The sequence below is a fragment of the Labilibaculum euxinicum genome, from assembly GCF_009795715.1.
Lineage (GTDB): Bacteria > Bacteroidota > Bacteroidia > Bacteroidales > Marinifilaceae > Labilibaculum > Labilibaculum euxinus.
The window spans coordinates 99,759-122,148 of the sequence record NZ_WTCR01000008.1 but is presented as its reverse complement, the minus strand read 5'-3'; the positions used below and the strand labels follow the sequence as shown (position 1 = coordinate 122,148).

At 36.3% G+C, this 22,390-nt stretch carries 8 protein-coding genes; 4 read left to right on the top strand and 4 right to left on the bottom strand.

The genetic code is table 11. The features are described 5' to 3' along the window. Nucleotides 1–5 precede the first annotated feature (5 nt). A complete protein-coding gene (locus tag GQR60_RS12095) occupies nt 6–1,478 on the bottom strand; it encodes a cobyric acid synthase (protein WP_124993174.1) in 1,473 nt (490 codons plus the stop codon). 375 nt (nt 1,479–1,853) lie between these two features. Here GQR60_RS12095 and GQR60_RS12090 point away from each other — a divergent pair, with 375 nt between their 5' ends. From GQR60_RS12090 to GQR60_RS12075, 4 genes are all read left to right on the top strand, one after another. Continuing rightward, entirely contained in the window at nt 1,854–2,309 is a 456-nt protein-coding gene (locus GQR60_RS12090; protein WP_101311276.1) for an Lrp/AsnC ligand binding domain-containing protein, read from the top strand. A 141-nt stretch (nt 2,310–2,450) separates the two neighbouring features. Next, nucleotides 2,451–3,836 carry an aminopeptidase P family protein gene (locus GQR60_RS12085; RefSeq protein WP_124993173.1) on the top strand — a complete coding sequence of 462 codons (1,386 nt, stop codon included), beginning with the start codon at nt 2,451–2,453 and terminating at the stop codon, nt 3,834–3,836. 367 nt (nt 3,837–4,203) lie between these two features. Further along, entirely contained in the window at nt 4,204–16,461 is a 12,258-nt protein-coding gene (locus GQR60_RS12080; RefSeq protein ID WP_124993172.1) for a T9SS type B sorting domain-containing protein, read from the top strand. A 230-nt stretch (nt 16,462–16,691) separates the two neighbouring features. Continuing rightward, a complete protein-coding gene (locus GQR60_RS12075; RefSeq protein ID WP_101311273.1) occupies nt 16,692–17,687 on the top strand; it encodes a PorP/SprF family type IX secretion system membrane protein in 996 nt (331 codons plus the stop codon). Between the two features lie 90 nt (nt 17,688–17,777). Here the strand turns inward: GQR60_RS12075 and GQR60_RS12070 are convergent, their stop codons facing one another. From GQR60_RS12070 to GQR60_RS12060, 3 genes are all read right to left on the bottom strand, one after another. Beyond that, nucleotides 17,778–18,491: a hypothetical protein gene (locus GQR60_RS12070; protein WP_124993171.1), complete on the bottom strand. Its 714-nt coding sequence runs from the start codon at nt 18,489–18,491 to the stop codon at nt 17,778–17,780. A 105-nt stretch (nt 18,492–18,596) separates the two neighbouring features. After that, nucleotides 18,597–19,367, bottom strand: a complete 771-nt coding sequence (gene yaaA / locus GQR60_RS12065; RefSeq protein ID WP_124993170.1) for a peroxide stress protein YaaA — start codon at nt 19,365–19,367, stop codon at nt 18,597–18,599. Between the two features lie 164 nt (nt 19,368–19,531). After that, nucleotides 19,532–22,114, bottom strand: a complete 2,583-nt coding sequence (locus tag GQR60_RS12060) for a S9 family peptidase (protein WP_124993169.1) — start codon at nt 22,112–22,114, stop codon at nt 19,532–19,534. Nucleotides 22,115–22,390 lie beyond the last annotated feature (276 nt).

The following is a 22,390-nucleotide window of genomic DNA, read 5'->3' as shown; positions in this document are numbered from 1 at the left end:
TTCAGTTAATCTTCTTTTAAATGAGCGTAAAATAGATCCATATCGATGTTTTCTCTTATTAAATCAGCCAGTTTGTCGTATTGGTTTTCTTTAAATTCCTGATAATTAAAATCACTTTCTTGTTCCAGATTGAATCCGGATAACAGATGTTGAATCACAATTTTGTTGTCCAGAATACCATGAATATAACTTCCCCAACAGTTCTGGTTTAGAAAATAGCCATCAGTTTTTCCATTGGATAAAATGCATAGTGGTATGTTATTTTGGACAGCAATAGTTTCTCCCATATGAATCTCATATCCAAAGCAGTCTTGATTTGAATCCCTGAATTTGAAAGCGCATTGTTCTGTGAGTTTTTCATTAGTGATCGTTGTTTCTATTGGCAGAATCCCAAGACCTGCAATGTTTTCAATGTTGCCTTCAATTTGAAGTGGATCGCTAATCTTTTCACCCATCATTTGATAGCCACCACAAATACCAATTACTTTTTTCCCATTTTTGTGTGCTTTAACAATAGACAAGGCAACACCGTTTTGTTTTAGTTCCTGAAGATCGGAAATGGTGTTTTTGCTTCCCGGAAGAATTATGATGTCGGCAGTTTCTATTTCTAAAGGATTGTTTGTATAGAAAAGATGAACTCTTGGATCGTGTTCCAGAACGTCAAAATCAGTAAAGTTGGCCATGCGTGGTAAAATAACAACAGCACAGTTGATTTTTTCTTTACTGGATGTTTTTGATTTTTTTCCGAGACTAACAGAATCTTCTTCCTCAATATGGATATCTTTAAAATAAGGAAGGATTCCGATAACAGGTTTGCCGGTAAGATCTTCAATAATCTTTTTCCCGTCTTCGAATAGTTTTATGTCTCCTCTAAATTTATTGATAATAATTCCCTTGATTTGCTTTCGCTCGTTTTCATCAAGTAACTGAATACTTCCATAAACACTCGCGAAAACACCACCTTTATCTATATCAGCTATTAAATAGGTAACTGCATTGGCTTCAACAGCCATTCGCATGTTGGTGATGTCACGGGTTTTTAAATTTAGTTCGGATATGCTGCCCGCTCCTTCCAATACTACGGGATTGTATTTTTGGTTCAATCGATGAAATGCAGATTTCGCTTCTTCAAATAAAGCATGCTTATTATTTCCCATAAAATATTCGACCGCAGTTTGAGTACCAATAGGTTTTCCATTCAAAACAACTTGTGAACTTTTATCATTTGTAGGCTTTAATAAGACAGGATTCATATCGGTATGACAAGCTAATCCGCAGGCTTCAGCTTGAACAGCCTGCGCTCGGCCAATTTCAAGTCCTTCCGGTGTTGCGAAAGAGTTTAGTGACATATTTTGAGCCTTGAATGGAGCCGGTTGATAGCCATCTTGCTTAAGAATCCTGCAAAACCCTGTGTTGATAATGCTTTTTCCAACATCCGATCCTGTTCCGACAAACATTAATGGTCTTAATTTAATCATAAAGTGTTTATTTTTAATTCAACTAAAGAAGATAGTTGATATTTAAAAAGAGCAATTTCAACTGGCTTCCAAAATTAGTCTTTTTTTATCGAGTTGTTTTTGTTGTAAAACAGTAAATTTGGGAAATTTAGTGAAGTTTGACTAAAATAAAATGTAAGGTTGAGGCCTGAGTGAATTGGTTCTAAATATTGTTGATTTGTAGTTTTAGATTTTATTTGCTTATGAATTAGTAATAATTTTGCTAATATTGTAATGAATTGTAACAAGTGGTCTCTTTATAATATTAAACTAGCTCCATGACAATGTGGCTTATGTAGAATGTTTAAATTTTTTGGAACCATTGACTAACTATTTAAATCTAAATCATAACTACTAATGAAAGTTCAAATTGATGCTGTAGATCAGAAGATTCTATCTTACTTGATTAAAAATGCAAGGATTCCATTTTTGGAAATAGCCAGAGAGTGTGGAATTTCTGGTGCAGCAATTCATCAAAGAGTTAAAAAACTGGAAGATGCAGGGATTATTGATGGATCTAGATTTATTGTTAAACCACGAGCTTTAGGATATGAGGTGTGTGCCTTTGTTGGTATTTCTCTTGATCATGCACATCAATATAAAATGGTTGTTGAGAAAATTGATGCTATTCCTGAAATTGTAGAATGTCATTTTACCACTGGTAACTTTACATTTTTGGTAAAGATGCTTTGCAGGGATAATCAACATTTGATGGATATTTTAATTAATACACTACAGAATATTCCCGGGATATCAAAAACGGAAACATTTATTTCTCTGGATCAAACAGTTGACCGGGAAATTAAACTGTAATAATAATTTATTGAATTAGGAGGCTTTCAGTATCGGAAGCCTTTTTTTTGTATCTATAAATAGTTGTTATCGTTTACCAAATAACTCTCTTTTTTGTATCTTTCGAATTCATTTTACAAAACACTTAAAATACAAAGCAATATGTTTCCAAAAGAAGTATATATTAAAAGACGTAACCAATTACGTGAAATAATGAAAGACGGAATTGCATTGGTATTAGGTAATCCTGAAGCGCCAATGAATTACGCCGATAATGTTTATCATTATCGTCAGGATAGTACATTTTTGTACTTTTTTGGTATCGATCATCCTGGTTTTGCCGGTGTTTTTGATATCGATAATAATAAAGATTACATTTTTGGTAACGATGTTGATATTGATGATATAATTTGGATGGGACCACAGCCAAGTGTTGTAGATCAAGCTGCACGTTTTGGTGTTGAAAACACAGCTCCGTTTAATGATTTGAAATCTTTTGTTGCTGAAGCAATAAAAGAAGGTCGAAAAATTCATTTCTTACCTGTCTACCGTGCCGAAAATAAAATCTTGATTCATGAAATGATTGGCACACCATTAAATGCAATTAAGGAGAATGCATCTGAAGAATTTGTTAAAGCTGTTATTTCGCTTCGAGAAATAAAAGATGAGTACGAGATTAAGGAATTGGAGCGTGCGGCTGCAATTGGTTATGAGATTCATACCACAGCAATGAGAATGGCCAAAGATGGAGTTTATGAAAGAGAAATTGCCGGAGAATGTGAAGCCATAGCATTAAGAGCGGGAGGACTGCTCTCATTTCCAGCTATTGTTTCAAGAAGAGGAGAAACCTTACACAATCACGAGCATGGTAATCTGCTTAAAGCGGGAGATTTATTGCTTGTGGATAGTGGTGCTGAAACCGATTCTCATTATGCTTCTGATAATACCCGAACAATTCCTGTGGGAGGAAAGTTTAGTCAAAAGCAGAAAGAAATATATGAGATTGTGCTGGCTGGAATCAACAAAGGGAATGAGTTGATTCGTCCATGGGTTACTTATCAGAGTATTCATCTGGAGGTTTGTAAAGTACTTGCCAAGGGCTTAAAAGAGGTTGGTTTAATGAAAGGTGATGTTGAAGAGGCTGTGAAAGCTGGAGCTCATGCCTTATTTATGCCGCATGGGCTTGGGCATATGATGGGCTTGGATGTGCACGACATGGAAAATTTCGGTGAGAATTTGGTTGGATACGATGAAAAGGTACAACGGATTGATCAGTTTGGAACTGCTTATTTGCGTCTTGGAAAAGAGCTAAAGCCAGGTTTTGTAATCACTAATGAGCCGGGGATTTATTTTATTCCGGCGTTAATGGACAAATGGAAGCAGGAAGGATTGCATTTGGACTATATCAATTACGATAAAGTTTATGAATATCGTAATTTTGGAGGTATTCGCTTGGAAGATGATGTGTTGGTAACTGAACAAGGAAATCGTTTGATTGGAAAGAGGATTCCAATTAGTATAGAGGAAGTAGAGAATATAATGCGTTAAATACACGTTGTAAGAATATTTTAAAGGCAGCATTTCTGGAGAATGCTGCCTTTTATTATTATCGTTAATTCGTTTAATTTTACTTAAACTTACTTTTTTATAATAATCATGTAACAAAAACCATCTTTTATCAGTTTAAACAGATACTTTGCGGAACTTTTTTAGCCCCACAAGGAAATGATAAATTGATTTACTGAATTGTGTTGTTTAAATCTGTTTAAACTATCCATTTGGCTGATTTTGTGAGTTGTTTTGATTGATTAATTTATGTTGCTTTTTCAATGTAGAGTGTCTTTCATTGCAAATTAATTTCGTTTTAACTTTGAATCTTAATGACATGAAGAATGGTAAAATTTCTACCCTATTAATGAAAGTATTTAAGTTAGTCTTTGTTGGTTTATTGTTTATTTTTCCATTCAGTGGAATGGCTCAGTATGACTATGAGCATTATGTGCCGCCGTTTTATTGTTCTGCTCAGGTGGGAAAACAAGAACTTTTCTTGTCAACCAATTCAGAAAAAGACCTTAAGGTTTTTATTGAAGATGGACAAGGTAATACAGTAGCAGGTCCGTTTACAATTAATCGTAATCAAAGCAAAACTTATGTTTTTAAAACTCCGGGAGGAGATACGTATAGTTCGCATAATTCGAGTACTTATCCTGATGGGTGTAGTTATTCGTATGGAATTATAGGTCCAAAGGAATTAAACAAACCTTTAAATGGGCAGGGGTTAAGAATTTACTCGTATGATGGTCCTTTCTTTGCAAATATAAGGCATGGCTTTAGTAATGGTGGGGAATATGGAGCATTAACGCATGGAGGTTCTCTTTCGGCAAAAGGAGCTTATGCCAAAGGGAAAGATTTTTATTCCGGGCATTTGTATAGCCACACAATTAATTATTCAGATCCTTCGTATAGTGGAGGTTATCCTATTCGAAGCCACTTTATTTCAGTGATGGCTGTTGAAGATGGGCAGACAACCGTTAATTTTTCTGGAATTAAATGTAAGTACATTACAAAATACGATGGTGCAAATGTAGTTTTAGAATCAATAGATCCTTCTGATGTTATAACAGGAACACTAAGCAAAGGGCAGAGTTATGTTATTGGGGTAAATTTGCACGCTAGTCAATTTAGTGGCGAAACTGCCATGGTGCGAAACGGAATGAATGGGACGCATATTACATCAACTCAAAAAATTGTTGTGAATTGTGGTTCATGGACAGCAGGGGCGAAGCCATCTCAAGATATTGGTTTCGACCAGATTGTTCCGGTGGATCAGGTGCGAGACAAATACATAGTAATGAAAGGAGAAGGAAAGGCTGAGCCAGATCCTACTGCTTATTATGCTGGACAGGAAAGAACTATTGTTGTGGCAACCCAGCCAAATACCGAAGTAATGGTAAATGGAAACAATAAAGGTACACTGGCTAATGCTGGTGATTTTATCATTTTGGATGACATTGTTAATCCTAAAGCACTACCAACACTTTACATTGATACAAAAGGTAAAGATGTATATGTTTACCAAACCATGTGTGGTACAAATCAAGACTGGACAAATATTGGGCTTAATTTTATTCCTCCTCTTACAGGATTGGGAATCAAGGAGGTTGTGATTCCTCAAGCTAATTACATTACTACCGGTGCCGGAGGTCTTATAAATCCAACGGTTACGGTTTTGTCGCAAAAAAATGTAGATGTACAACGTAATGGAACATCTTTAAGTAATCCTCAGGATGTGCCTGGAACAACCGAATGGGTATATTATAAAGTACCTAATATAAACGGTGATTGTCGTTTTACAGGGAGTAAAGCTATAAATGTTGCTTGGACAGCCAGTTCGAATACTCTTGGTGCTGCAGGATACTATTCTGGTTTTACAAAGGCAGTATCTCCAATTCATCCTGTGTTAAATATAGATAAAGAAATAAGTCTGGTTTGTGAAAGTTATGATGAGAATATAAGTGTTGCTCTTGTAGAACCATTCCCTGACTTTTATGAATGGTATGTAAATGATTTTACGGGGGACCCAATTATTGAGAATGGACCGCTGGTTGTGCCAGCTCCGGATGTAGAAACGATCTATTCTGTTTTGGGATATTACAGAGATCCAAGTTTGGATATTTTATTTAACGGTGATTTTTCAGATGGTTTTAATGGGTTTGAGTCTGATTACGATATAGTTACCAGTAATCTTGTTGACCCTGGGAATTTCGCACTGGCATCCACCCCTGTAGCAGAAAATCCTGTTTTAGCTGACTTTGGAGCAATGGACGGAGGAAGAATGTTCTTAGGATATTCTGACAGACAAGGAGAGGTGGTTTATCAGGTGAATGAATTGCCTGTAGAAGAAAATTTCAGTTATATTTTTAAGTTGCACGGGCGTTTGGCAAAAGAGAACTCGACTTATAATCAGTCGCTTAAAGTGCTTGTTAACGATGAGACAATTATTGAAGATTTTAAAATAGATAAATCTACAGAGTGGCAATCAGTTTCAGCTCTTTGGAAACCGGGAACAGCAAGGAAGGCAACAATTAAGATACTTAATCATAATCTTGATACTCAGGATGCTTTTTTTGCTTTGGATAGTATATCATTCGTTCAGGCAGTTCAGGATACTGCAAAATTCACCGCGAAAGTTGTTCCAAATTTCAGTTATGGAAGTGATGGCGATATTGTTCATTTTTGTAAAGGTGTACAGAATTCATTGGATGTTTCAAATGGAGATATTACCTGGTACGACTATTCATGGTCTAAAGGTGGTGTCGATTTGGTTGATGGAACAGAATTTAGTGGAGTTAAGTTACCTGAATTAGTTTTTGCTAATCCTCAGAAATCACAAGAGGGGGAGTATATATGTACTATTGGATTTAAACCGGAATATCAGGACTGTGGAACCTCAGGAGCTACAGTGGATGTTACATTAAATGTATTAATTGATGAGGAAGCAACAGTAAGTATTGATACAGACAAGACTAATTTTTGTTCGGGATCAAGTACGATATTAAATGCGTTGGTAACTGGAGATGCTGGTGATGTAAAATGGTATGTTGATGGAGGAACTTCTCCTGTATCATTGGAAAATCCGTATACATTTAATTACCCAACCGGAACCTATACAGTTCGTTGCGAGGTTGAGAATGGTTGTGGGGTTGCAGCAGATCAGGTTGTTATTAATGTGTTATCAACACCAGTATTAAATAGTATAACTTCAAATGATGATTTGTGTGTGGGGCAAGATATTGTTTTAACTGCTCTGGCAACAGGTGATGGTGTTTTAACTTATGATTGGAAAAGAGGATCTCAAACACTATCAGAAACAGGAAATGTATTGAATTATACAGCTTCAATGTTAGATAGAGATGCTACATTTAAAGTTAAAGTAACCAGTGTTTATACAATTGCCGGTGAAACAGTCGAGTGTCCAAATAGTTTGGGGATGGCTGTATTTGATTTGGATATTTATCCATTGGTAGAGTTTGATAAACTACTGCAGGATGCAACGGTCTGTGAAGGGAATAATCATTCATTTAGTGTGGATATGAAATATCCAGGTGATTTTTATACCTATAGTTGGAACAAAGACGGAGTTGATTTATTGAATAATTTATCTTCTATTAATTTATCAAGTGTTAAGAATGCTGATGCAGGAAATTATAGGGTAGATGTTACAAATCGATGTAATTCTGGATTTTCGGCTGCAGATTTAATTGTAACCCCTAAAATTAAAGTAAATGGTTTTAGTTTGGATAAAACAGGGCCATTTTGTAGTGCAGCAAATGTAACTGCATCCTTCAATGTTGATAATAATGGAGCTGTATATATCTATCAGGTAAAAGAGCCCGATGGAACAATTAAAACTATAACTAATCCATATACCTTTACGGTTGATGCAAGCCATCAGGGAATCTGGGAATTTTTTGCTAGTAGCTCTTGTGACGCTCCGGTTTCTTTTAAGCGTACATTAAATATGTTTTCTGATTTTGGGACTCTTTCAGTTGCTGATGTTGGAACTTGTATTGGTGAGAATGTAACCTTTGAAGCTAAAATATCTACAATACCTACCGCCACTGTTCTTCATTATGTTTGGACGGACAATTTAGGAAATCCAATTGGAACAGATTCTGATAAATTGGAATTGTCGAATGTTCAGGATGCTGACTTTGGAAACTACAAAGTTGTTGTTACCGATCAGTGTGGAAATACGAAAACAGCAACTGCCAATTTAACGAAAGAAGCTGTTACTTCTCCGGCATCAGGAACATCGACTGTTTGTGTCGGCGATAATTTTTCAACGACAATAACTTATTTAGGATCTCCTATTTTCGAATGGAGATTTGGGGATAAGGATTCAGGCCCAATAGTTGGAACGACAGAAACTTTGAGTTTAACAAATGTTAGTTTGGCGGATGCGGGAGTTTATTATTGTAATGTTACTTTGAGCTGTGGAGATGCGGTTATTCAAAGAGAGTTGAAAGTTAATACACATGTTTCCCTTGTTGATCCTTCTGATAAAATAATTAATATTTGTGAGGGTGAAAAACCATTGCTTAGTTTACTTACTACTGAGATTAATGGTAATCCTGCTGATTATTCAATTGTTTGGAAAAACTTTGCCGGTACGAATATAGGAACAGGAACTTCTATTCAATTGGATGCACATGCTATTGTCGGTCCATATTTATATACCGCAACTGTTGTTGGAAAGTGTGAAACTCCGATAAAGACTTATCGCGTTATTGTACATGCTAAGCCAGTAATAAGTGCTTTAGACAATACTCTGGCAGAGTGCTCAGGATCAGTTAGTTTAGATGTTTCGGCATCGGGAGAACATAAAGGGATTGTGTGGTGGAAAGATGGAGCTGTAATTACAGATGGTAATGCTGATCCTGCTGATTTTGTTATTAATCCTGCCACAAGTCCTGCAGATGATGGTGATTACATTGCAAAAGTGGAGTCGGATTATTGCGGTGATGCGCAGGTTTCAATTAACCTGGATATTAGAAATACAATTGTGGTATCGAATCAATCACCTGCCAATACAGTAGTTTGTGAAAATGTTGCCACCAATTTATTTGTAACGGCTACAGGTGACAATATCGTATACAAATGGTATAAGACAACGGACCCTTCTACTACCTTATCTGATAAATCTAATTTAGATTTAGGAAATATTTTATTCGCACAGGCAGGACAATATAAATGTGAATTAAGTAATGATTTAAATTGTGGAAATCAGACGCTCACATTTGATGTTCAGGTTAATAAACATGCTACGGTAACAAATCCGTTAAGTGTAACAATGTGTGAAACGGATGCAAATCCTGTATTTTCTGTTGTTGGAACTGGAGAAGCGCCAGTAACTTATCAGTGGTATGATAAAAATAATATTGCAGTAGCTGGTGCAACCAGTAATTCATTAACAGTAACTACACCAGTAAACGGACAAAGTTATTATTGTGTCGTTTCGGGTAGTACTTGTAATGCTGCAGCTTCAGCAAAAGCAACACTTACTATAATAAAGAATGTATCTGTTACTGATCCTTCTGATTTAACAATTTCAGATGGTGCAAATGCTAGTTTCAGCGTTGTAGCTTCGGGTGAACCATCTTATACATATAAGTGGTATGAGAATTCGGGGTCTGGATGGAATCTCCTTACAAACGGAGGAAAATATTCAGGTGTTAACTCGGCCAAATTGCAAATAACCGGTGCTGATAAAGCAACTTTTAATGGAAACCAATATCGATGTGAGGTTATTAGTTCTGGAGCGGTTTGTGCTTCATCAGCAACCAGCAATCCTGCAACACTAACGGTTACAGAGGTTACAAAGATTGCTGTTCAACCAACAAACACAACTGTTTGTTTTAATACCAATGCTAGCATTAGTGTTGAAGGTGCAACAGCAGGATTAACTTACACCTGGTACTACAAAAAAGGAGCAGGTGCATACGAAACAGCATATGGAAAAGATGGAATAACGATATCCGAAGTTGGACAGGTATCGACATTAACAATTCCTGCGGATGATTTGGATATCAATAATTGGAAATTTAAATGTTTGGTTAGCGATGCAGTTAGTACCGATCAATATTCAAATGAAGTTGTTGTAACTGTTTTAGAGGACATTGCTGTTACAACAGCTGATGCGAACTATAATCCTTGTGTTGGCCATGCATTTTCTATGTCGGTAAGCGCAACGGGTGATAATATTAGATATGAATGGTATAAAGTTGGAGATGAATCAACAATATTGTCGACCAGTGCTTCCTATAATATGGGTACCATTTCATCAGCTAAGGCAGGAACTTATAAATGTGAAGTTTATAATAATGAACATTGTAGTGATGAGGTGAGAACTTTTGTTGTAGATGTGAAGGAATTGCCTACTGTTACAAATCCTGCTGATGTTACCATGTGTGTAACAGATGCGGATCCTGTTTTTACAGTTGTAGCTGGTGGAGACGGACCATTTACTTATCAGTGGTATGATAATTCGGGAGTGATTGGAGGAGCAACAAGTGACAATTATACAGAGACTTCTCCTGTAAATGGAAAATATTACTATTGTGAGGTTACGAATTCATGCAAAACGGTTGCATCTGGTAAAGCAAACCTTATTGTTGTGGAAGAATTAACAGTAACCAATCCTTCTAATTTGACAATTGCAGATGGGGCAAATGCTGAATTTAGTGTAATTGCTTCTGGTGAGCCAAATTATTCATATCAGTGGGAGGAAAATAGTGGCTCAGGTTGGAATCCAATTACTGAAGGAGGTAAATACTCGGGAACTAATTTGACAACCTTAAAAATTACAGGTGCTGATCAAGCAAGTTTTAACGGGAACAAATATAGATGTATTGTTAATACTAGTGGAACTGTATGTATTCCATCAGTAACAAGTGGTGAGGCGATACTAATTGTAAATCTTGTTGATAAAATTTTCATTCAACCTAATAATGACAGGGTCTGTTTAAATGATTTTGCGAATATCAATATTGAAGGGAAAGTTGCCGGATTAACATATTTCTGGGAATATGATGATGGTTCAGGATGGGCAGATGTTGCAACTAATACGGATTTAAGTGTTGTGACGGATTCTCCGAACAAAGTATCAACACTTACAGTTCATGCGACTAGTTTAGGTATGAGTTCATGGAAATTTAAGTGTTCTGTTAATACTGTGCCAACCGTTCTAATTCCTGCACCAACAGCAGAGGTGTCTAATTCTGCAACAATTGAAGTGCTTGAGAATATCGTTGTTGCATCTGGAGTTACGAATTTTGATCTATGTGAAAAAGAAGCTCTTTTAATGAGTGTTTCTGCTACAGGGGGAGATATTAAGTATAAATGGTTTAAAGATACTGATCCTGGAACTACATTATCTACAGCTCCTAATTTTAGCATGTCTGAAGTTCTTTCTACTGATGCAGGAGCTTACACTTGTGAGGTTTATAATGATTTAAATTGTAACAATCAAGTTGTAAACTTTAATGTAGTTGTAAAACAACATGCAACAATAACTGATCCTACTGATAAAATAATGTGTGCCAGTGATGCCAATCCGGTATTTTCTGTTACAGGAACAGCTGAAGGAACAGTAAATTACGAATGGTTTGATAAAGATGATACTTCAGTTGGAAATACTTCTAGCCTAACGGTTACGACACCGGTTGATGGTCAATTTTACTATTGTGTTGTTTCGGGTGATGCGTGTAATACTGCGACATCCGCAGTTGCAACCTTAACAGTTCACGAAGAAGTTTCGATTGTTGATGATCCTTTGAACAGTACAATTCCTGATGGTGGTAATGCAACATTTACTGTAAAAGCTGCGGGAGAACCTGATTACATTTATCAATGGCAGGAAGATACTGGTTCAGGATGGAGTAATCTTTCGAATGGAGGGAAATATGCCGGAGTTACAAGTGCAACTCTTAGTATTACCGGAGCAGATCAGACAACTTTTAATGGAAATCAATACCGTTGTATTGTTGGAAATACAAAATGTTCTGCAAATGCAACAAGTAATCTGGCAACATTAACAATTACTTCTGTTGTTAAAATATCCGGACAACCACAGAATATGGAAGCCTGTTTGGGTGGAGCTGTAGATTTTGAAATTACAGGAAAATCTTCTGGATTGATTTACAATTGGGAGTACAGTACAAATGGTACTACATTCAATACAGTAACCGGAGTTCCTGAATTATCAGTTTCTCCAATTGCGAACGGTTCCAAATTGGAAATAGCTGCAACAACTCTTGCAATGAATAATTGGACTTTCCGATGTATTGTTCGAGATGGTGTGAGTGCTGATGAAACATCTGGTGTTGCTTCGTTAAATGTTGTTGAACCGGTTAATTTTGATCCTATTGCTGATGAAAATTTATGTTTTGGCGTTGAGAAACAAATCAGTTTGGCTAATCTTTCGGGAACAGAGCCAATCTCATTTTCCTGGATGAAAGGTGTTGCTGAAGTTTCAACCACATCAACAGTAAGTATTGCGGCTTCAGATAATGGAAATTATCAGGTAACTGCTGGTAATGGTGGTGTTTGTCCTGATAAAACAAATAATTTTGTAGTTGATCATTATGACGAACTTGCAATTGCTGCTTGGGGCAATTCTACTCAGGTTTGTATTGGAGATACCGAAGTGTTATCTGTTGGTATTACAACAATAGATGCAGCTAAGACTGCAAGCTATAATTGGTATAAGGATAATGTGCTGATAGGTACAGATCCAAGCTTCAGCTTGACTGCGACAGATAAAGCGCAGACGGGTCAGTACAAAGTTGAAGTTTCAGACGGATGTACTACTAAAACAGTTCTTGGTTATGTAAGTGTTTATGAACCAATTTCAGCAGGTAATACATGGAATGCAGAAACAACCTTGTGTATTGGTGCAGAATTAAAATTGGAGACTAAAGTTACTGGTGATGTTACAACATATGTGTGGACGAAGGATGGTGCAGGCTTTGCAGCAAATGCAACCTATTTAAAATCTGCTGTTGATGCAACAGATGCTGGTACTTATGTTTGTACTGTCTCTGGAAATTGTGGGGTTGATATTGTATATACAATAAAAGTAAAAACATTGGATGTACCTGAAATTACAACGGGTATAGATGCTATTGCGGCAGTTTGTGAAGGAGAGTCTTTAATACTCGGACCAATTGTTGTTAGTGGAACTTATGATGATCCTGTTTGGACACTAAATGATAATGTTACTCAAGTAACGACTACTGTTGATCAATTGGATTTAGGAACGGCAGAATTATCAGAAGCTGGAAATTATTTAGTTACAGTCAGCAATATGTGTGGTTCGGATGCTTCTTTGGGCAATCAGGTAATTAATCCAATTCTAACTCTTGATCCAATTGCACCGCAAACTGTTTGTGCAGGAAACGATGTTGTGTTTAGAGCAAATGCAACAGGAACAAGTTTGAATTACCAGTGGTTGGTTGACGGCGTGGATCAATCAGTGAATTCTTCGGAATTAATAATTGATGCATCAGATGTTCAGCCTTTTGATTTAAATACATCCAAAACTTATAATGTTGAATGTAAGATTACCAGTACAACAGGTTGTGGTGACGATTCTCAATCAACGACCTTAACTGTTAAACCGAACACACTACTTCATGCAACACTTAAAAATGTTCCTAAATATGTAGGTGAAAGCTATACAATGACAGTAGACGTAACTGGTATTGATTTAGTTTTTGAGTGGACTCATGAATTAACCGATGGAACGAAAGTACCTTTGACAGAAACAGGGTCTTCTGTAACTCTTACTAATATTACGATGGCTGATGCCGGTTATTATACTTGTAAAATTATTGGAGCTTGTGGTCAAAGATTGGCGTCAGGTAAATTAACTGTAAAGGAACCTGTCACTATTGTTTCCGGGTTGAATACTTTAGAGGAAAAGTGTGTTGGAGATCCTTTAAGTTTGTCAATATCTGCAACAGGTCAAATCTCATCAGTTAAGTGGTTTAAAAATGATATTCTGATTCCTTCTGAAACAAGTCTGAATTTATACTTTGCAGCTCTTGGTTTGGCAGATGCTGCAGTTTATAAATGTGAGATTGAAGGCGAAGGAATTTCTGTAATAACTGAGACAACAACAGTACGGGTTTATTCTCAAACAGTTTTAAATACTTCCTTAAGTGATATGACCCTTTGCGAAGGAAGTGTTTTGGATTGGGTTCCTGATATTGATGGAACATCGAGCATGACATTTGAGTGGACAATGGATGGAGTTAACGTATCTGATCAGAAAATACTTCATTCCGATGTATTAGATTTAAGCAATGAAGGCAATTACGAAATTCAGGTTACGAGTATGTGTGGTGATGTTTCTTCCAATGCGAATTTAGAAGTTGTACAATTGCCTGTTTATGTTGCCTCAACGGCAGGAACCAGTATCTGTGAAAATGAACCGTTGGTTGAATTTACAGTTGAATATACCGGAGAACAGCTAAAATATCAGTGGAGGAAAGATGGTATTGATCTTCCCGGAAAAACAAGTGAAACCTTAAGCCTTACAAATATTCAGCTTTCGGATGCCGGAGACTACAATTGCAGAGTATATTCTACTTGTGGAGAAGAATTTAGTCCGGTTGCGGCATTGAATGTAACACCGCAATTGCAGGTTCTGTCAGATCAGGTTGATATGAAAGTTTGTACTGGTGAAGATGTATTGTTTACAGCAGATGCGGTAGGGAATAATGTAAATTACCAGTGGAAAGTTGATGGAGTTGATGTGGTTGATGTTCCAGGAGTTATTAGCGGAGCAAATACATCATCATTATCGATTGTTTCGGCTCAGGTTTCCCATAGTGGTTATTATACTTGCATTTTATCTGATGATTGTACAGATTACCGATCAACGAAACCAACAGAATTAGTTGTTCATGCTCTTCCAAATACTGCGATTTATGGTCGAATGGTACTTTGTGCTAAAGAGGATCGTGTAACTTATGTGCTCAATCAGGTAAATGCTGATGTTTACAGTTGGAATGTTAACGGTGGTATATTTGCCGGCCCCGAAGAAGGAGCCAAAACAAGAGTTACATGGGAGGAACTTTCTCCGGGCAGTCTTTCAGTTTCGATTATGGATTTGGCAACAGGTTGTCAATCTCGAGTTGATTCTGCAGTTGTATTAAATGCACTTCCAAACGTGAACTTAACAAGCTTAGGCTCTAAAGGAGTTTGTGAAAAAGAATTTGTGTTAACCGGAGGTTTCCCTGAAGGTGGAATTTACTGGATTAATGGAATCTCGCAAACAGAATTTAATCCTTCGGAACGTGGTGCCGGAACCTATGCAGTACACTATTCTTATACTGATGGATACGGATGTTCGAATGTGACACCAGTTGCTAATTTAACGGTAGATGTTTTACCTGTAGTTGATGTAACTGATGATATTACTGTAGGTAGTTGCATTCCGACACCGCTTAGTGCTAAAACAGACGAAGATAATATTCAGTGGTTTAAAATACAGGATAACAATAGGGTTTTACCGGATAATTTAGATAATCCGAATTCGATGAATCCTACATTTACACCTGGAAAATCACAGGTATTATTGGCAATGGTTAAGGACGAGCATGGTTGTGAAGGAATTGATTTATTAAACCTTTCAGTAGCTCCTCTTCCTGTTGTAACAACTATTAATGATACAACAGTTAGTCAATGTAATCAGTTGGTTTTGCAAACTGATATCGTTGGAGATCAAGATGTAATTAGTTGGACAAATCCAGATCATTTGGATCATTCGGATATAAGAAGTCCTAAAATTATTGATGCTCCTGAGGGAACTCATACTTATGCTATTAGTGTAACCGATTTATATGGTTGCGATGCAGAAGGGGAAGTAACTGTTACCATGCTTGCTGATCCAACTTTACCTGAGGATAAATTTGGTTGTGAAGGTGATAAATATGAGATTGACATTACAGGGATGGAAAATCCTGTTTGGAATGATGATGATAGTTCACCGGTAAGAACGATTGACAAGCCAGGAGAATATAAATTGGAAGTTTCCAACGATTATGGTTGTGGTGATGAGCAATTGTTCGTGATTAATCCAAAACCAAACTTAGGATTGAAAGATACTTTGATTTTTGAAGGACAAACAGTGACCTTTGGTCCAAATCTTCCTTCGGATTACGCACCTTACTTTTTTGAATGGCAGGATGGTAGTATTTTCCAAAGATTTGAAGTGTCAGAGACTGGAACCTATAAGCTTAAGGTTGAAGATAATTTAGGTTGTGTGGCTATTGATTCTGCCTATGTTGAAGTGAAACCTGTTGGAATAGAGTCGTCAAATGCATTTCTACCTTTAGCCGATGATGGAACGAATGATAGATTCTTTGTTGGCGATAATGAGAATATGGGAGGAAATGCCGATGAAAGATTCTCAATTATTGAAGAGTTTGAGATGTATGTTTACGATCGTTGGGGTGAATTGCTGTATAAGACTAACGAGCAAGGGTATAAAGGTGGATGGAATGGACAATACAAAGGGAAACTTTGTCCGGCCGGAGCATATGTCTGGGTTGTATTTATAAATGGGGAACTCACCAATAAAGGAACCTTTATGCTGATAAGATAATTTGAAGAAAGTTTTATTTTACGTGTGTTTGAGTTTCTGTTAGCAGAAACTCAAACTGCGTGAAATAACATTCATTACTAATGACGATTTAAGGAATTGGAAATTTGTTTTTGTAATGGGTAAATAAAATAATGCCGGAATCTATTAACAAAATAATTTTCGGTGCGTATAGTTTGAATTAACCACTAAATGAAAATTCTCCTTCGGGGTGAACTTTAATTATAAAATTTATGAAAAAGGCACTATTCGCTTTTTGTATATTGATTGCAGGAATTGTTTCTACGGGTAAAGCTCAGGATATTCGGTTTTCTCAATTTTATGCCAATAAACTCTATTTAAATCCAGCTCTCGCTGGTTCTACTAATTATTCTAATGTAAGTTTAAATTATAGGAATCAGTGGCCAAATTTGGATTTACCCTACGTAACCTATAGTGTTTCATTTGATAATTTTTATGAAGCTGTAAACGGGGGAATTGGAATCATGGTTATTCAGGATGATCAGGGAGACGGAGCACTTAAAACGACAAATTTTGCAGGAATGTATTCATTTTACCTGCGGATTAATGATGATTTAATTGTGAGACCAGCCATTCAAGCGTCTTTTCTGCAAAAAAGAGTAGATTGGACAAATTTAGTGTTCCCCGATCAGGTGTCACCAATTCATGGTAAAATATTTGAGCATAACAATAATAATGATCCTGCGAACAGGAAAAAAGATGGATGGGATTTCTCGTTGGGAGCAATTGCCTACTATAAGGATTTTTATTTTGGTATTGCTGCTCATCACCTGGCAAAGCCGGATCTTAGTTTTGATGATGAACATGAAGATAAATTGGAAACCAAATATACCTTTCATGCGGGAGCTGAATTTGTATTAGGTGGAAGAAGCCGTAGTTATGTTGATAAATGGATTTTGGCTCCGGCACTGTTATTTCAAAAACAAGGTGATTTTTCTCAGATGAATTACGGTTTATATGCCAGTAAGAGTTCAATGGTTTTTGGATTGTGGTTTAATCAGAATTTTGAACTGAATTACGATTCATTTATAGCTATGGTTGGTTTTGTTACCGAAAGGTTTAAAGTCGCTTATAGTTACGACTACGCAATTACAAAATTGATTCATACCAATACGGGGGCACACGAGGTTTCATTCTCATTTCCCTTGGCATTTGATACCAGTAAAAGGAAAAGAAAGATTAAAGCCGTTCGTTCTCCGGTATTTTAACGCATTGTAAGACAAATAGAAAATAAATAAAACTCATAAAGAAAGGGCTGTCGTTATCGACAGCCCTTTTTATATTTGATTCAAATTTAATTATTTAATTCTTTCAATAAATTTGACTCTAATCTTTTTCAGTAATTCAAGGTCAAGATTTTCAGCATAAATACGGATCATGTCTACAGCTTTAAAATTGTCGTAAATAAAGCCTAAAGAGGCATCAAAATGAAACATCTCCATATTGTATTTCACTTGCTGTGTTAAGTGCTCAAATTGCTTCCAGCTTAGCTTCTGTGGAATGGTAAAATAGCCATGGTTTGGTTCAATGTGATCAGAGAAATATCCATTACCAAGTTCATCCAATGCAAAAAATTTATCCAATTGAATCATTGCTTTGGAGTTGTGCGGTATTGTTGCATTCGATTTTAAATTAATACCTTCTTCTATGTAGCACGATTGCAAATCTTTTATTTGATCATACTTGGTTAATCTTCTGATTCTAATTGCATGATAAACATCGTTATAAATTGTAATGGTACCCATCGCGGCATGAAAATCTACTTCAAAATACGACATGATTTTTTGAGTAACCCGCGTAAATTCTTCTAAATCACATTTTTTGTCAGTTACCAAATAAATGTAATGAGGTTTAATGTCTTTTTGAATTCCTTCATAATATTCATAGTAGCCGGGAAAAGGGTTGGTAGCTTCTAAAACAATTGTACCAGGCAATATTTTGCTGTCAATAACTTCAAGGGTTTCCTCTTTGAGCAGGCTTCCGAATTTAACTACAAAGTTCTTATCAGTCATAGGAGAAGGATTTTCAGGTTTTTATTGAGATTGTCTTATTTAAACTTAGTAAAAATTGCGAGTAAAAACAAGGCCTTAAAAGCTTTTAAATAAGGTAATTTTTCTTTAATGATCTCTTGTGAAAACAGGATTATTTTCATTTGAAAGCATTGGGTTGTACATGTATCCATCCAAATCAAAAGCTTTTAATTCTTCGGGATCAGTAATTTTATTCTGAATAATGAATCGAGTCATTAATCCTCTTGCTTTTTTGGCAAAGAAGCTAATCATTTTGTATTCTCCATTTTTTAAATCCTTAAATACAGGAGTGATAATTTCAGCTTTTATTTTCTTTTTATTAATTGATTTAAAATATTCGTTGGATGCTAAATTGATTAAATGTTTGTGATCGTTTTCTTTTAAACTTTGATTAATTGATTTCGTAATCGTATCTCCCCAAAATTGGTATAAATTGTCTCCTCTGCCTGTTTTTATTTTTTTGCCCATTTCAAGACGATAGGCCTGAATCAAATCCATTGGTTTGAGAACACCATACAAACCGGAAAGAATTCGAAGATCTGTTTGAGATCTGTGAAAATCTTCTTCCGAGAAAGTGGACGCATCAATGCCCGTATAAACATCGCCTTTAAAGGCCAATAAAGCTTGCTTGGAATTCTCCGTAGTAAAGGGAGTATTCCACTCGTGAAATCGTTGAAAATTTAATTGTGCAAGCTTCGGGCTTATTCCCATCAGATCCGCAATGTTGTCGACTTTAAGTTTTCGAAGCTCTTTGATTAAAAGTTTGGATTCTTTTAAAAAAGAAGCATCAGAATATAGATTTGAGATTGCCGGACTTTCGAAATCCAGTGTTTTGGCGGGCGATATTACAATTAGCATAGTGTACTTTTTTAGTGTTGAATTTAAAATTACTTATAATTGACTGAAGCATCAATAGTGTTTATCATTATTGATAAAGACTTAGGTTTTGTCTATGAACTGGTACTGAAAAACAAGAGGGTGCTCTGCTTAAGAACACCCTCTGATTTAACCGCCTCAAATTGCTATAAATTCTTATCCGGATATAAATTCTCCCACCATTTTGGCTGATCTTTTAAGTGTTTTGCGAAATAGGCAAATATGGTGTTGTTCCAAAGTATTCGTTGGGTATAATTCTTGATGTGATGATCTTGATTTTTTACCTGAACAAAATCGACATCTTTCCCCAGCAATTTTAATGCCTGATACATTTGAATGCTTTCACCAAGAGGTACATTCGTGTCAACACTTCCGTGAATTAGTAACATTGGTGTTACAACTTTATCAGCATTGAATAATGGACTTTGATCGATATATAGTTTTCGATTGTTCCATGGAAATGATTTGCCGGAAGCATTCACACTATAGGAATATCCCCAATAACCTTCGCCCCAGTAACTGGTAATGTCGCTAATACCGGCATGCGAAATGGCGACTGCAAAAATATCGGTTCTGGTTTGCAGCAACATGGTCATAAATCCACCGTAGGATGCTCCAATACAACCAACATGATCTGCATCAGCAAAGGAATGGGCTTTTAAGAATTTTTTGGTTCCTTCAATAATTTCATCAGCGGTGGTAATTCCCCAGTTGTTTTGGTGCTCAGCTGAAAATTCCTGTCCAAAACCAACAGCTCCGCTTGGCTGAAGCAGATAAACAACATATCCCATTGATGCATAAAGATTCAAAGGATATCGGCCACCGTAACTTCTTTCAACAGGTGATGTGCCTGCATAATAGTTTACAATTACCGGATATTTTTTGTTGGAATCGAAATTTGGAGGATAGTAAACTCTTCCAATAATGGTTTTGCCATCTTCTTTGGTGAAATTCCAGTCTTCTGTTTTTCCAAATTTCACGTTTTTTAGATTTTCTTTTTGCGGATTGGAGATTAGCTTACTTGTATTCGAAGCCAATTCATAAACAAAAGCTTTGTAAGGTGAAGATATACTGCATGCTGTACAGGCAATGTTTTTTCCGTCGGACGAAAGGCTAAAGTTGCCAATAACATCTGAATTTATTTGTAAAGCGTTGAATTCCTTATTCGCTGGTTGGTAACGATACAGCTGGATGTAATCTTTATCATTTGCTTTCAAATAAATATTCATATCACTTTTGTTCCACACAGCCTGATTAACCGATGGGTCGAAATGAATTGTAATTGGATCGGCTTTTTTGTTTTTCAGATCGAAAATGTACAATTGTCCGTCATAATTATTGGCCAATGGTTGTTTTCCAATGTTTTCGCCAAGTTTTCCAAAGCAGGAAGGACCTGCCTGAACCAAAAGCTGAGTGCCGTCAGGAGAGTATTGTGCCGAACCACCAAAAAGTTTGTCTTTCCAGATGGTATCAATCTCGAAAGTTTCGAGGTTCATCTGATAAAGATTTTGTTTATCGTAGGGATATTCCTTGTAATCGGGACGTGCTTGAGAAAAAAGAATGTATTTGCTGTCGGGACTGATATCCTGTAAACTGGTTGTGATTGTTCCATAAGTTAAGCGTTGTTTTACGCCGCTGGCAACATCCAGTTTGTATAAGAAACTTCGGGTTCGAAACCAAGGCAAACGATCTTCCATTCCTTGAATTTTTCTGATCTTCCAATCTTCCGAATAATCTTTCGTTACTGAGAAAATGATTTGTTTTCCATCGGGAGTCCAGTTGTAATCCGAAAAATCAGCAATACTATTGGCTATTTCCGTTTCTCTTCCGTTTTCAAAATCAAAAATAAAAAGACTTGTTTTTTCGTTGTATTCTTTGGTGTACGAAATACGGTTTCCTGTAGGCAGCCACTGAATATTTGCCAGTTGACTTCCCCGGAAGGAGTATAAGATTTTTCCGCTCTCAATTTCCTGAATTTCTTTCCAGTTCTCACTATTGTCCGATGGAGGAAGTGTTCTGCTGTAACTAAGTAAGGCAAATTTACCATCAGAAGATAATTCGATGTTTCGTACATTTTCGCCATCCAATATTTTATGAATGGTAACGCTTTGTTGCGGCGATAAGGATAATTTTATATTGTTTTCATCCCAGGGCTTATTTGGAGTAATACCAAGTTTAAAGTCGTTCTTTTTCCCGCTTACAACTTTTACAAGAATGCAGTGTTTTCCGGGCTCAATCTTAAGTTCTTCCGAAAGCTCCTTGGCATCATCAGTTTCTGCCTTGTAGTGTGAAATCTTTTTTTCTCCATCGATATACACTTCAAGAAGTGGATAGGCTTCTACAATTAATTTTGCTTGCATCCATTCATCCGCAGAGAAATAAGACGCATAAAACAAAAGACTGTTTTCGGCAGATTTGCTGCCTGTAAAACCTTTTTTATTGGTGGTTGTTTTGCTCCATTGTAAGTTTTCACCGTTCCACTTTAAATTGTCCTTTTCAGCAGGTTGAAGTCCATCTATTTCAAGCTGATTGTCCTGTAAAAGGTTTTGTAATTCGAAGGTTTTTCCTTCGATGTTTTTTGTAGAGTGGAAAGCTGGTAGTTGTAAACTTACAGGATCGGTTTGAAGCCAGTTTTCAATTGTAATGCTTTTGTTGTTTTCTTTTTGTGCGAAGCTGCATGTGGTTGCAGTTAGCAGTACCATCATTGTAGGTACAAAATATTTTTTCATCTGTTTATAATTTTAAGTTTTTGTCAGATAGCCTGTCCCGAAATTGTTTCGGGAGAATTTAGCATGCTGAGATGATCATTTCCCAGTGTGTTAAAACCGCTTTGGCATTTTAAACATCAATACTATGGAATTTTAGTTTGATAAAAAAGGATATTTGTTGGGAAACCAATCCTTTTTAGATATCTGTGCCGTTTAACACGATAAGTTTAAATTCATTTGTTTTTTATTCAATATTCAGGGAGTTGTAAAAAAAATAAAGGTCAAGTTATAATGAAT